Raw genomic sequence first — 13,213 nt, forward strand, 5'->3', positions numbered from 1 at the left:
TCTGGTTCTGAGCAGGAGCCGCATCGGCTCCTGCTCATCTTATCCTGCTCGAGGCAGAAGTTCCGCCCTGCCGGTCTCGATGAACGGCGCCCAGTAGTCGACCGACTCGCGGATCATGGCGACGACCTGGTGGTCGACCGGCTCGCGCTCGCGAAACGACAGTTCGAGGCAGATCTCGTTGTCGACGCCGCCACCGCGGCGAACCGTCTCCAGGAATTTTTCCGGCGTGATGCGGCCGTCCTTATTGTAGGCGGCAATGAATGGCCAATGGCCGCCCTTGTTCATCGACGATTGCTTGACGTGGATGATCGGCGATGCCGTGGGAAAGGCTTCTGCCCAGGCATAGGGATCGATATCGGCCGGATTGCTCGAGGTCACGTCGCCATGGTCGATGTCGACCATCATTTTCATCGGGATGGCCATGCCGGTCGCGTCAATCCCGTTCTGCAGGACCCGGCAGCTCTCGATCGTGTGGCCGAATTCGCGCCCGACCGACATCGGCTCCCAGAACAGGTAGCTCAAACCGGCGGCTTTGGCGTGGTCGGCGACCTCGCGCCAGCATTCCAGCGCGATGTCGAAAAGCCGCGCGCGACGCTCCGGATCGTCATAGTCCTTGTGGGTGAAGATCGCGAACTGGGTGCCCATGCCGTTGGCGCCGAGTTCGGCCGAAATGTCGGCAAAGGTCTTGAACCAGTCGACATAGTAGCGTCGGACGTCGGCGTCCGGATGGCCAAAATGGTTGAGCCGCCCGTAGGGGCCGGTCATCCCGGATGTCACGCGCACGCCGGTGCGGTCGAGCGCGGTGCGGAACAGTCGAATGAATTTCGAGATCGTCGCCGCCGGCCAGCCGGGATTGACGAATTCATGCGTGAGTTGCACGTCCCTGATGCCGATGCCGTAGGCGATCGCGTCGACCAGATCGTCCGGTTCGGCGAAACGGTTGACCAGCGGATTGGTGTTGAGGGAAAGCGTAAAAGTCATCAACCTGCCTTTGCCAGTCGGGCCGAGCACCAGTCCTCGAAAGTGGCTCTTTCCGCGGCGGTCAGATGCAGCCCATGCTTGGTGCGCCGTTCAAGGATATCGGCTGGTGTCAGCGCCCATTCGTGCTCGGACAGATAATTGGCTTCGCGTTCGAAAAAATCCTTGCCGAAGCACCGCCCCAGATCGGCAAGCGCCGTTGCCGCGCCGACCAGAACCCGCGTCCTCGTGCCGTAGAGCCGCCCATAGTGCTTGAGCAGAGACGCCGGCATCCAGGGATATTCGCGGCCCAGATCGCCGAGAAACTGTTCGAAGTCGGCGTTGGCGATATCGCCACCCGGCAGATGCCCTTTCGATGTCCATGACTTGCCCATTCTCGGAAAGAAAGGAGCGATCTGGTCGAGCGCGTGCTCGGCCAGCTTGCGAAAGGTGGTGATCTTGCCGCCGAAGACGGAGAGCAGCGGCGCCTGCCCGGCCGACGCATCGAGTTCGAAGATATAGTCGCGGGTCACCGCGCTCGGGTTGTCGGCGTTGTCATCATAGAGCGGCCTGACGCCGGAAAACGAGTAGACGACATCGCTGCGGGCGAGTTCCCGCTTGAAGTAGCGGTTGACGACCTTGATCAGGTAGTCGATCTCGCTGGTATCGGCCGCTACGTCTTCCGGCCGCCCGTCATAGGGAATGTCGGTGGTGCCGATGAGGGCCAGATCGTTCTGGTAGGGGTTGATGAAAATGACGCGCTTGTCGCTGTTCTGGATGAGATAGGCTTGCCTCCCTTCCCAGAATTTCGGCACGACGATGTGGCTGCCCTTGACCAGGCGAACGTTCCGTTTGGAATTCTGGCCCGCCACCCGGTTGATGATGTCGTTGACCCAGGGACCGGCAGCGTTGATCAGCGCCCGTGCCCGAACCGTGGTCCTGACGCCGGTCCGGCCGTCGCGCATCTCGACCGACCACAAGCCGTTTTCACGGCGAGCGGCAGTGCAGGCGGTTCGGGTAAAGAGCCTGGCCCCGCGCTCCGCGGCGTCGAGCGCATTGAGGATGACGAGACGGGCATCGTCGACCCAGCAATCGGAATATTCGAAACCCCGCTTGAAGGCATCCTTGATCGGCGCGCCTTCGGGCGCCGTGTGCAGGTCGAGCGTGCGGGTGGCCGGCAGCCGCTTGCGGCCGCCGAGATGGTCGTAGAGGAACAGGCCGAGCCGGACCAGCCAGGCGGGCCGGTCGTCAGGGCTGTGCGGCAGCACGAAGCGCATCGGCCAGATGATGTGCGGCGCCGATTCGAGCAGCACTTCGCGCTCGATCAGCGCCTCGCGCACCAGCCGGAATTCGTAGTATTCGAGATAGCGCAGGCCGCCATGGACGAGCTTTCCCGACCGCGAACTGGTGCCTTCGGCCAGATCGCCCTTCTCGCAAAGGATGACGGAAAGGCCGCGGCCCGCTGCATCGCGCGCGATGCCGGCGCCGTTGACGCCGCCGCCGATGACGAAGAGATCGACGATTTCGGCGGCGCCGCTCATCTCGCCGGATCCTCAGCGCCTGGATTGTGCTTCATGGCTGCCGGACCTTCAGCATGGGTTGACCGGCGGGAGCCCGGCAATGAAGCGGCGCACCTCATCGGCCGCCTGCTCGGCCGCATAAGTCACCGTGCGCACCGACGCACCGGCGATGTGGGGCGTCAGCGTGACGTTCGCAAGCTGCAGCAGCGGCCAGTCGGCAGGCACCGGCTCGACCGCGAACGTCTCCAGCATCGCGCTGCCGATGTGTCCCGAAACGAGCGCATCGTAAAGCGCGTCGTAGTCGACCAGCGGCCCGCGTGCGGTGTTGACGAGGGTCACCCCCGGCTTCATCCGCGCGATGGTGTCCTTGCCGATCATGCCGCGGGTTTCCTCGGTCACCCGGGGATGAAGCGTGATCACGTCGGAGCGGGACAGAAGCTCGTCCAGCGCGACCAGTTCGACGCCGCCATTGCGATCGTCGGCGCTCAGTTGCACGTAGGGATCGGTGACCAGGATGCGGCAGCCGAAGGCGCGCAGCAGGCGGACAACCTTGGTGCCGATGTTGCCATAGCCGATGACGCCGACGGTCATTTCATTGAGCTCGCGGCCGGTGCGGTCGGCCCGGTAGAGATCGCCGCGCCATTCTCCCTTGCGCAGGGCCTCGTGTCCGATCCGGATCAGCCGCGTCTCGGCAAGGATGGCGCCGATGGCGAACTCGGCCACGGCGCTCGCATTGCGGCCCGGCACGTTGACCACGGTGATGCCTTGGGTTCTGGCGGCGGCCATGTCGATATTGATCGGCCCGCCGCGCGACACCGCAACCAGCTTGAGCGCTGGCAGACGCCGCATCATTGTCTCGGAGAGCGGCGCAAGCTGGGTGACGAAGATCTCGGCGTCGCCGATGAAATCGACCACCTCGTCCGGTTCGCCAAAATATTCCCTGACCTTGTCGAGGCCGAGCGCCGCATTGCCGAATTCCATCGGCTCGTCGGGCCATGCCGTCTCAAGCGTGCGGATGTCGAGGTTGTCGCCGCAGGCCTTCTCGATTTTTTCGCGAAACACCTCGGGAAGCATGAAGCGGTCGCCAATGATTGCAATTTTCTTACGCATGCTCGACTTCTCAGTTTGCCTTGAATGCGGCCATCGAACGCCAGACCGGTCGCAGCGCTTCATGCGCCAAAGTGTAGGACGGAACCGCCCGCTCGTAGATGGCGGCGAGTTTTCGGTCGCTCGGCTCCGCCGCGCCAAGCAGCGGCGTGACCCATTCGCCGACGCATTCATCCATCGACTTGTATTGGCCGACGCAGACCGCAGCGATCATCGCGGCGCCTGCCGCACCGGCCTCCTCGCGTTCACTGGTGCGAATGTCGGCGCCGACGACGGCACCCAGGATCTTGCGCAGCGCCGGGCTTCTGGCCGCACCGCCGGTCAGTCGGATTTCCCGGGGCAGCGGACCCATCGCCGCGTAACAGTCACGCGCGGCGAAGGCCAGCCCCTCGAAAACGGCGCGGACCATGTCGGCATAGCCATGCCGCGACGAGATGCCGACGAAGCCGGCCCTGGCGTTGGCATCGACGAATGGCCCCCGCTCGCCGGCCTCCGACACATAGGGCTGATAGAGCAGCGAGGCCGGCTCGGATACGGATATCCACTGATCGACCAGCGCGATCATCTCGCCATTGGTGCGCGTGATGCCCTGCGAAGCGAGAATGCCGGAGGCCAGGCCAAGGACCCAATCGATGTTGAGCGTCGCCGCCATGTTAGACTGCATTTGCGCAAAGACGCCGGGCGCCGGCATCGTCATCGTATAGCCGGTCGCGGCCTCGTTGAGCAGCACTTCGTCCGGCGTCTGCGCGAGCCGCATATGCATGCCGGTGGAACCGATGATGGAGCACCCGGGCTTGCGCTCGCGATCGAACAGGCCGGCGCCGAGCGCGGTGCAGACCACGTCGACATAGGACAGCACGACCGGCGTGCCGGCGAGCAGCCCGGTCGCTTCGGCTGCCGCCGCCGACAGGCCGGCGCTATGCCTGGTGCCGTCGACGATCGGCGGCAGCAGATGTCTGAGATCGGTGACGCCGAGCACCTCAAGCACATCGTCGCAATAGCCACGGGTGCGAAAGTCGCCGAAGGTGAAGGTGCCCTCGGACGGATCGGTGGCGCGTTCGCCGGTCAGCCTGAAATAGAGCCAATCCTTGCAATGGAACGCCGTCGCTGCCTTGCCAAGCATTTCGGGCATGTTGCGTTTCATGAAGCTGAACTGCGATCCCTGCTGGCAGGCGGCCAGACCGCTGCCGGTCTTTTCGAAGCGCAGCCGATCCTCCGGCCGCGCGCGGATCTCCTCAACGACCCCTGCAGCACGCGCGTCGAGCCACAGCCAGCCTTTGGCGACCGGCTCACCGTCCTTGTCGATCAGCCAGGTGCCATCGCCCTGTCCGGTCACGGCAATCGCAATGGCGCGGCCGGCGAGGTCCGGCACCTTGTCGGCAAGTTGGCGCAGGGTCGTCGCCGTGTCGACCCAAGTACGCGCCAGATCCTGCTCGGCGCCGCCGCCCGGCAAGGTCTCATACCGGTTCGGCACCGCAGCGGACGCGAGCTGCCGGCCCGCCGTGTCGAAGGCGACGGACTTGATGACAGACGTGCCGGCGTCGATGCCGATCAGCACATCCCGCATCAGGCAAGCTCCATGCCGTGCGAAATAGCCATGCCGCTGGACTGGTCGAAGACGTGCAGGTTTTTCGGATCGATGCTGATATTGATCGGCGCGCCAAGCTCCAGCCTGGTCCGGTCGTGCTCGACCAGGACCAGCGAGCCGCCGGCGAAATCCGCCGCGATATGCGTCTGGTCGCCGAGCCACTGGTTGGCCGAAACCGTGGCCGGTACGCCGTCCTTCGAGCGGCGGACCGCATAGGGCCTTATGCCGATGACGACCCGCTCCCGCTTGAGCAATTCGTCGCGAACCGAGCCGCTGAACGCGTCCTTGTCATAGGCGAGCGAAAGCCCGTCGGGCAGCCGCAGATTGATCTTGTCGGCAGCCATGCCGACATAGGCCTCGAAGACATTCATCGGCGGCTCGCCGACGAAGGTACCGGTGAACAGGTTGGCCGGTCGCTGCTTGATCATGTCTGATGTATCGAACTGCTGCAGCACGCCGCCTTCCATCACCGCGATCCGGTCGGCGAGCGCATTGGCCTCGGTCTGGTCGTGCGTGACGAGGATCGCGGTCAGGCCTTGTTCCTTGATGAAGTGCTTGATGCGGCCGCGCAGCACCGCGCGAAGCTGCGGTTCGAGCTGGCCCATCGGTTCGTCGAGCAAATGAAGATCGGCCTTGCGGATCAGCGCCCGGCCGAGGCTGGCGCGCTGCTGCTGGCCGCCGGAGATGGAGCTCGGATAGCGCTCCAGTATGTCCTCGATCTCGAGCAGCTTGGCGATGCTGGCGACCTTGGCGTCGACCTCGCTCTTCGGCAGCCTGGCCGCCTTCAGCGCGAAAGCCATGTTCTCGCGCACGGTCAGCGGCGGATAGAGCGAATAACCCTCGAACGCCATCGCCACATTGCGCTTGACCGGCGCCAGCCTGTGTACCTGGCGGCCGGCGACCGAGATGGTGCCGCGCGAGACCTCCTCGAAGCCGGCTATCATGCGCAATGTCGAGGTCTTGCCGCAGCCGGAAGACCCAAGAAGGGCAACGATCTCGCCTTTGCCGATTTCCATCGTCAGATTCTGGACGGCGTGCACGCCCCGGTCGATCGGGCCGTAGAACTTGTCGACGCCGGAAATGGTGAGTGCGCTTTGGCTCATGCCGCTTCTCCGCTGCGCAAATTGACGACGTTCCTGGCGCCGATACGGTCGCCGCTTGCCCGATCGAACAGCAGGGCGCTTTTGCCGTCGACGGCAATATGGGCCCTGCCCTCGGTTTGACCCGGTGTTCCGGCCGGCCGGGAGACCAGAATTTCGCGGCCGCGCACGGTGCGGACCAGCGTGACGATCTTTTCGTTAAGCGGCGTCTCGGCCTCGACGGTCACCGGAATGGCGGCCGGCGTGGCTTCGTCGACGAAGGCCAGCGCTTCGGGCCGCAGGCCGATCACGCAGTCGCGGCCGACCGCTGTATCGTAGCTGCCCGCCAGATGGACCTGGACGTTCGACAGGCCGATATAGATGCCCTTGGCATCGCGCGACGGCTTGACGTCGAGCAGGTTGATTGTCGGGTCGCCGAACAGCCGCGCGATCTCGATGTTCGCCGGCTCGCGGTAGATCTGCTCGGGCGTGCCGAGCTGTTTGATGACGCCTTGAGACATCACCGCGATGCGGTCGCCAAGCGCCATTGCCTCCTTGTAGTCCTGGGTGACGTAGACGACGGTCGCGCCGCGATCGGCCAGAAGCCTCGGCAGTTCGAGCCGCATTTCGAAGCGCAGTTTGGCATCGACGTTACGCAGGGGATCGTCGAGCAGGAGCACCGGCGGCGAGCCGACCAAAGCGCGGGCGAGCGCGGTGCGCTGCTTCTGGCCGTTGGACAGCGCCCGTGGCTTGTGGCTGAGCACATGGCCGATCTTGAGCAGCCTGGCGACGCTCTCGACGCCGGCCTTTATCGCACTTTGCGACGAGCGGCTGGCTTCCAGCGGTGTCGCAATGTTGTCGAAGGCGGTCATATGCGGAAACAGCGCGAAATTCTGGAACGCCATGCCGACGCCGCGGAACTCGGCGTCGACGTCGGTCATGTCCTCGCCGCCGATGAGGATATTTCCCTCATCGGGGTCGATGACGCCGGCGACGAGCCGCAGCAGCACCGTCTTGCCGGCGCCGGACGGTCCGAACAGGACGAGGGTTTCGCCGTCGGCGACGGTCAGCGACAGATTGTCGAGGACAGTCTGGGTCTTGTAGCGCTTGACGACATTCTTGAGTTCGAGGCTGGCCATGAGAACTATCCCTTTACCGCGCCGAGCGACAGGCCTTCGACGAGATAGCGCTGCGCATAGAGGGCGAGCGCCAGCGTCGGCGTGATCGAGAGCACGATCGCCGCCGAGATCTGGCCGTACTGGATGCCGGAGGAGGTGATGAAGGCCAGCGCGCCGACGGTCACCGGCTGCTTGTCGGCCGAGGCCAGCACGAGGGCGAAGACGAAATTGTTCCAGGCGAAGATGAAGGCGAGCAGGCCGGCAGCCGCAATGCCGGGGCCGGCGAGCGGCAGCGCGATCTTGCGGAAGGTGGCGAACCAGGAATGGCCGGCGATGCGATAGGCGTATTCGATGTCGGCCGGGATGTCCTCGAAATAGCCGCGCACGATCCACAGGATCAGCGGCAGGCAGATCAGCTGGTAGACCCAGATCAGCCCGATATAGGTGTTGGCGAGCCCGAGCTTCTGGAAATACAGGGTGAGCGGCAACAGCACCAGCAGCGCCGGCGCGAAGCGGAACGATAAAAGTGTGAAGGCGATGTCCTCGGAACCTCGGAATTTGTGCCGCGCAAAGGCGTAGGCCGCCGGGACGCCGAGCAGCAGCGCGACGGCGACCGAGGTGACGGACAGGAACACCGAGTTCCAGAGGTTGCGCATGAAGGCGATGTCGAGCGTGCCGGCTGCCGTGGTCAGCTTGCCGGTGATCAGCGCGGTGTAGTTGGCCAGCGTCGGCTTGAAGACGAGCTGCGGCGGAATCCTCAGGATGGTCTCGTTGGTCTGGAACGACATCATCAAGATCCAGACGATGGGGAACATGAAGAAGATCACGACCAGCGTCAGTGCTGTACCGCGCAGGATGCGTTCGAGAGGGGAGGTGTGTTCCATCCCGGCCTCCTATGCCTGGCCGCGGGCGCGTTCGCGCAGGCGCAGCCAGTTCTTTATGAAAATGTTGGAGAGGAAGTAGGTGATCGCCCACAGGATGATCATCAGCGCTGCCGAGCGGCCGACATTGGTCGACTGGAAGAAGTTGAGATAGGCCTCGACCTGGAACACGGTCAGCGTGTCGCCCGGACCGCCCTGGGTCATGGCATAGATGATGTCGAACTGCTGGATGGAATCGAGCAGGCGGAACAATGTCGCGGTCAGGATATAGGGCGTCAGCATCGGCAAGGTGATGCGGAAGAACACGAAACTCCGCGGCACGCCGTCGAGAGCCGCCGCCTCGAAGGGCTGCGTCGGCAGGCTGCGCAAGCCGGCAAGCAGCAGGATCATGATGAAGGGCGTGTAGACCCAGATGTCGACAAGGACCACCGTGAAAAGTGCGGTCGACGGCGACGAAGCCCAGCGGAAATCCTGAAGCCCGATCAGGCTGGCGAGATAGCTCAGCACGCCGAAGCCGGGATTGGTCATCAGCTTCCACATCAGCGCCGCCAGCGCCGGCGCCGTCATCAGCGGCATCAACAGCATGATCGAGATGAAGTTGTTCAGCGTCGAGCGCTTCTGCAGCAGCATGGCGATGCCGAGGCCGAGAAGCAGTTCGAGCAGAACGGTGATGCCCGCATAGAGCAGCGATATTTCAAGCGTGTTCCAGAACCTCGGGTCGGTGAAGAAGGAGATGTAATTGTCGCCCCAGTTGAACTGCCGCGCCCAGGGCTGGCTCAGCCGATAGCGCTGGAACGAATAGACGACCGACGTGAAGAACGGGATCAGGATGCCGATACAAACGAGCAAGGCCGGCAGGCTGAGTACATAAGGCAGCACCCGCTTGCTGATCCTGAAGCCGGAAGGCCTGTTTCTTTGCATTGTCGCCGCAGTCATCGTGGCTCACCCGTCATCTCTGTTGCTTAGCCCTGCCGGCCGCCCAGGGAGCAGGACGGCCGGTCGGGCGAGTGGCGGCACCGCCAGTGTTTGAGCATCGGACCCAAAACCGGTTTCCACTTTTGGGTCCGATGCTCCAGGCGCCGCTTCGCAGTGGAATGGCCGGCTGGCCCGCAGAAGCGGGCCAGCCGGCCGCCAGTACTTAGCCGAGCCCGGCTTCCTTGAGCTGGCCGTCGATGCTGGTGGCCAGCATGTCGAGGCCTTCATCGACCGGCACTTCCTTGGCCACCATCTTCTGCAGCGTCGCCGCCCATTCGGTGGTGAGGTCGAAGAACAGCGGCTGCGGGGTGAACTTGATGCTGGCGCCCGGGGCCGAAACGTCGAACATCTCGACATAGCCCGGATAGCTCTTGTTGAGCTTCTCGCGGAACATCTCGTCTTTCCAGACCGACTGGCGGACCGGATTGACGAAGTCCATCTTGGTCGCGCCGAACAGCGCATGCTCGGGCCCGGATGCCCATTGCATGAAGTACCAGGTGGCGTCCTTGTCCTTCGAGAAATTGGACATCGACAGCGACCAGATCCAGATGTTGGGCGTCGGCGCCTTGGCCGCCGGATTGGCCTTGAAGGCGGAGAAGGCGAGCTTGCCGGCCATCTTGTTGTCGCCGCCATTCATGAAGTAGCCGAGGATGTCGGCGTCGAAGATCATTGCCGAGGCGCCGGCGCCGAGGTCGGTGCCGACCTGATACCAGGTGTAGGTCGACCAGTCCTTGGGGCCGCTCTCCTGGATCATCTGCACCCACTGCTTGTGGAAGGCCTTGGATTCGGCGGTGTTCATCGCGGCCGACAATTTGCCGTCGGCCGAGACGTTGAGGTCCTTCTGGTCAAAGTTGGCGTAAGCCGACAGGAAGCCGGGATGGATCGTCGCCCAGGAGCGAGAGCCGCGCACGCCGATACCGTAGACGCCGCCACCGACATCCTTGGTGAGCTTGGCAGCCGCCGCGACCATCTCGTCCATGTTGCCGGGAACGGTCACACCGGCCGTGTCGAACATGCCCTTGTTGTAGGTGATGTTGTTCTGTTCGAAACCCCACGGAATGCACCACTGCTTGGCGTCGTCGGAGCCGAGCACTCCGCCAGGCTGGCCGTTCCAGGCGCAGGACTTCCTGACACCGGGCAGGAAGTCGTCCCAGGCATAGTTCGGGTTGGTCTTGGCCGGATCCTGGATCCACTCGTTGAGGTCGGTGATCCAGCCCGCCGGGCCGTAGGTCCAGGTCATGTAGGCGCCGGTCATGAAGGCATCGTATTCGGGCGAGCTGGCCGACAGCGCGGCGGTGACCTTGTCGAAATAGACGTCTTCCGGAAACACGTCATAGACGACTTCCATACCGGTCAACTTCTTGAAGTTTTCGAGGTTGGCGATCATCGCATCGGCGTAGGGGTGCTTGTTGAGCAAGAGCTTGATGGTCTTGCCCTTGTGCGCCTGCCAGTCGAAATCGGCCGCGAGCGCGCGGGTCTGCCCCAGATTGAGCAGCGTGCCGGCCGTGCCAGCGGCAAGGCCCATCGCGCCAAGGCCCTTGATCAGCCCACGACGATCAACTTGTCCGCGCAGGAACGCATCGATCAGGTCTTTCTCTTTCTCATGCATTTGTCTTCTCCTCCACAGGGTAGTTTCAATCGAATGGTTGCCGGCTACCCGACCGGCGTCTGCTCCACGAGTGATCGCGCCGTCCGCTCGTCGGTGACCAAGCCCTTGAGATAGCGGCCCTCCAACACCGATTTGATGGCACGAACCTTCACCTTGCCGCCGGCAACGGCGACAATCCTGCGATTGCTGATGTCTTCGCGCGCCAGCGCCAGCGCCCGGTTGGAAAGGGTCGTCTCGACCGCTTTTCCAGCGTCGTCGAAGAAATGGCCGAGCAGTTCGCCGACGCCGCCCTTGCGGCGGATCTCCTCCATCTCGCCCTTCTCGATCATGCCGGTGGCGACCAGCGACGCCTCGCGCTCGGCGGTGCCGATACCGGCAATGAGCAGGTTGGCGGCCTTGCCGAGATCGAAGACCTCGCTGATGCCTTTCTGCCCGAGCAGCACGGTTCGATCCTCGACCGTGTTGGCGAACATCGGCACCGGCATCACATAGGCTTCCGCACCTGTCCGTTCGGCCAGACGATGAATGACGTCGTGCGGATTGGCCGAGAACTTGCGCGTCAGACCACCGAGCAGAGAGACGAAGCGGGTCTTTTCGGCCGATATGCGCGGCAGATATTCCACGCAGGCGGCCAGCGTGCGGCCATGACCGACGCCGATCAGCGTGTCCTCGCCGCGTTCGATCTCACGTTTGAGAAACTGCGCGCCGGCGATGCCGAGCGCCTTGAGCGGCAGATCTTCCCCGTCAAAGTCGGGAACAACCTCGCAGTAATCGAGGCCGTAGCGGCTGGACAACTCGTCTTCGAGCGCGACGCACTCCGACACTTCGCCGTCGATATAGACTTTGACCAGCCCTTCCTGATTGGCCTTGGTGATAAGGCGATGCGCCTTGAGGCTGGTCAGCCCCAGCCGCTTGGCAACCTCCGACTGGGTCAGGCCGCCGGCATAATGAAGCCAGGCGGCACGTGTGGCCATGCTGGTTTCATCATCGCGCAGGAGGCCGTTTCCGAAGCCAACCATTTCCGCCCTTTGATATTTTTATCAGTTGTTGCAAAATTTTTCACAAGGCGCCGCAGGAGTCAAGCGCTGCATCGTTCAAATCACGCCAATGCGGACAAAGAGGCTTTGGCGCGCTGTTGGTGCCGATTCGAAGTGCCGACCTATCGACCTGCCGGAGCAGCGATCAGCCTGCCGACCTTCTCTGGCTGGACCCTGCATCTGAGCGCCGGGTCGAGCGTCGATTTAAAACGTTTGCATTTTATGCTGAGGCCATTACAAACGTTTCAAACGCTTTGTTCGGAGGAGCAGTGCCAGCCCGCGTCACCACGCTCAAGGAACTTGCAGCGCAGCTCGACCTGTCAATCACTACAGTGTCGCGGGCGCTTGCCGGCCATCAGCAGATCGCCTTGAAGACGCGCGAACGGGTCACTGAAGCCGCGCGCGAGGCCGGATACGTGCCCAACACTGCGGCCCGCACGCTGGTCTCCGGCCGCAGCGGCTTTGTCGGCATGGTGCTGCCGATCCGCGGCCCCAATTTGGTGGATTCCTTCCTCGGCGAATTCGTCACCGGGCTTGGCGAAGGGCTGGTTTCGCATGGTACCGATCTAATCCTCGCCGCCGTGCCGCAAGGCCAGTCGGAGCTTTCCGTGCTTCGCCATGTTGTCGAATCCGGACGCGCCGATGGCGTCGTTGTCACCCGCATCGCCGAGGTCGACGAACGGCTCGCCTACCTGCGTCAACGCAATTTCCCGTTCGTAGCCCATGGCCGGGTGCTCGACACCGACTTTGCCTACAACTGGCTCGACACCGATGGCGCGCACGCCTTCGGCGAAGCCTTCGACATGCTTTACGATCTCGGGCACCGCCATTTCGGCCTGGTGACGATTTCGGAGCCGATGACGTTTCGGCATCTGCGGCAAGACGGGCTCGCCGCAGCGATCGCCCGCCGAGGCGATCCGTCGGTCAGGCTCGACGTGGCGACCGCGCCGCGCTTCGATCGCGGCGCCCGCATCCAGGCCATCAACCGGCTGCTGCATGCTGTCGAGCGGCCGACGGCCATCATCGCGCTGTTCGACGAGCTCGCGCTCAGCGTCATGGAAGAGGCCGCCCGCGCCGGCCTGACCATCCCTCGCGACCTTTCCGTCATCGGCTTCGACAACATCGCCGCCTCGGCCTATGCGCCGCCGGGCCTGACCACATTCGATGCCTCGATCCGCCAGTGCGCGCGCGAGATCGGCGAGATGCTGTTGACCGTCATCGGCGGCAGACCCGCCGCTCCGCTGACGCGGCTGATCCGGCCAACGTTGGTTTCGCGGGCAAGCCACGGCCCAGCACTCACAGGAAAAAACTGACGCCAGGGCGGCGCACAACCAGGGAGGAA

At 63.7% G+C, this 13,213-nt stretch carries 11 protein-coding genes; 1 reads left to right on the forward strand and 10 read right to left on the reverse strand.

Going from position 1 to position 13,213, the window contains the following annotated elements; genetic code table 11:
- Positions 1-39: 39 nt before the first annotated feature.
- From AC0NID_RS33115 to AC0NID_RS33160, 10 genes are all read right to left on the reverse strand, one after another.
- Positions 40-981, reverse strand: coding sequence for a sugar phosphate isomerase/epimerase family protein (locus tag AC0NID_RS33115; protein WP_473456592.1), 942 nt, complete (start codon positions 979-981; stop codon positions 40-42).
- Positions 981-2,498: a glycerol-3-phosphate dehydrogenase gene (locus AC0NID_RS33120; RefSeq protein ID WP_473456591.1), complete on the reverse strand. Its 1,518-nt coding sequence runs from the start codon at positions 2,496-2,498 to the stop codon at positions 981-983. The genes AC0NID_RS33115 and AC0NID_RS33120 overlap by 1 nt, the downstream gene beginning before the upstream one ends.
- 48 nt (positions 2,499-2,546) lie before the next feature.
- Positions 2,547-3,587: a 2-hydroxyacid dehydrogenase gene (locus AC0NID_RS33125; RefSeq protein WP_473456590.1), complete on the reverse strand. Its 1,041-nt coding sequence runs from the start codon at positions 3,585-3,587 to the stop codon at positions 2,547-2,549.
- A gap of 10 nt (positions 3,588-3,597) precedes the next feature.
- Positions 3,598-5,151, reverse strand: a complete 1,554-nt coding sequence (locus tag AC0NID_RS33130) for an FGGY family carbohydrate kinase (RefSeq protein WP_473456589.1) — start codon at positions 5,149-5,151, stop codon at positions 3,598-3,600.
- Positions 5,151-6,275: an ABC transporter ATP-binding protein gene (locus AC0NID_RS33135; protein ID WP_473456587.1), complete on the reverse strand. Its 1,125-nt coding sequence runs from the start codon at positions 6,273-6,275 to the stop codon at positions 5,151-5,153. The genes AC0NID_RS33130 and AC0NID_RS33135 overlap by 1 nt, the downstream gene beginning before the upstream one ends.
- A complete protein-coding gene (locus AC0NID_RS33140; protein WP_473456586.1) occupies positions 6,272-7,390 on the reverse strand; it encodes an ABC transporter ATP-binding protein in 1,119 nt (372 codons plus the stop codon). The genes AC0NID_RS33135 and AC0NID_RS33140 overlap by 4 nt, the downstream gene beginning before the upstream one ends.
- Before the next feature lie 5 nt (positions 7,391-7,395).
- Complete coding sequence (locus AC0NID_RS33145; protein WP_145713548.1) at positions 7,396-8,253, reverse strand: carbohydrate ABC transporter permease; 858 nt, start codon at positions 8,251-8,253, stop codon at positions 7,396-7,398.
- A 9-nt stretch (positions 8,254-8,262) separates the two neighbouring features.
- Positions 8,263-9,186: a carbohydrate ABC transporter permease gene (locus AC0NID_RS33150; protein WP_145713545.1), complete on the reverse strand. Its 924-nt coding sequence runs from the start codon at positions 9,184-9,186 to the stop codon at positions 8,263-8,265.
- 202 nt (positions 9,187-9,388) lie between these two features.
- On the reverse strand, positions 9,389-10,834 hold the full coding sequence (locus AC0NID_RS33155) for an ABC transporter substrate-binding protein (RefSeq protein ID WP_473456585.1): 1,446 nt from the start codon (positions 10,832-10,834) through the stop codon (positions 9,389-9,391).
- Between the two features lie 44 nt (positions 10,835-10,878).
- Entirely contained in the window at positions 10,879-11,853 is a 975-nt protein-coding gene (locus AC0NID_RS33160) for a sugar-binding transcriptional regulator (protein WP_473456584.1), read from the reverse strand.
- 287 nt (positions 11,854-12,140) lie between these two features.
- On the opposite strand from AC0NID_RS33160, the gene AC0NID_RS33165 reads away from it, so the two are divergent.
- Positions 12,141-13,184: a substrate-binding domain-containing protein gene (locus AC0NID_RS33165; RefSeq protein WP_473456583.1), complete on the forward strand. Its 1,044-nt coding sequence runs from the start codon at positions 12,141-12,143 to the stop codon at positions 13,182-13,184.
- The last annotated feature ends 29 nt before the right edge of the window (positions 13,185-13,213 follow it).

The organism is Mesorhizobium sp. WSM4821 (genome assembly GCF_055901555.1).

Excerpts from the sequence above, each read along its gene's own strand:
- AC0NID_RS33115 (WP_473456592.1), bottom strand. The coding sequence starts at position 981 with ATGACTTTTACGCTTTCCCTCAACACCAATCCGCTGGTCAACCGTTTC.
- AC0NID_RS33120 (WP_473456591.1), bottom strand. The coding sequence starts at position 2,498 with ATGAGCGGCGCCGCCGAAATCGTCGATCTCTTCGTCATCGGCGGCGGC.
- AC0NID_RS33125 (WP_473456590.1), bottom strand. The coding sequence starts at position 3,587 with ATGCGTAAGAAAATTGCAATCATTGGCGACCGCTTCATGCTTCCCGAG.
- AC0NID_RS33130 (WP_473456589.1), bottom strand. The coding sequence starts at position 5,151 with ATGCGGGATGTGCTGATCGGCATCGACGCCGGCACGTCTGTCATCAAG.
- AC0NID_RS33135 (WP_473456587.1), bottom strand. The coding sequence starts at position 6,275 with ATGAGCCAAAGCGCACTCACCATTTCCGGCGTCGACAAGTTCTACGGC.
- AC0NID_RS33140 (WP_473456586.1), bottom strand. The coding sequence starts at position 7,390 with ATGGCCAGCCTCGAACTCAAGAATGTCGTCAAGCGCTACAAGACCCAG.
- AC0NID_RS33145 (WP_145713548.1), bottom strand. The coding sequence starts at position 8,253 with ATGGAACACACCTCCCCTCTCGAACGCATCCTGCGCGGTACAGCACTG.
- AC0NID_RS33150 (WP_145713545.1), bottom strand. The coding sequence starts at position 9,186 with ATGACTGCGGCGACAATGCAAAGAAACAGGCCTTCCGGCTTCAGGATC.
- AC0NID_RS33155 (WP_473456585.1), bottom strand. The coding sequence starts at position 10,834 with ATGCATGAGAAAGAGAAAGACCTGATCGATGCGTTCCTGCGCGGACAA.
- AC0NID_RS33160 (WP_473456584.1), bottom strand. The coding sequence starts at position 11,853 with ATGGTTGGCTTCGGAAACGGCCTCCTGCGCGATGATGAAACCAGCATG.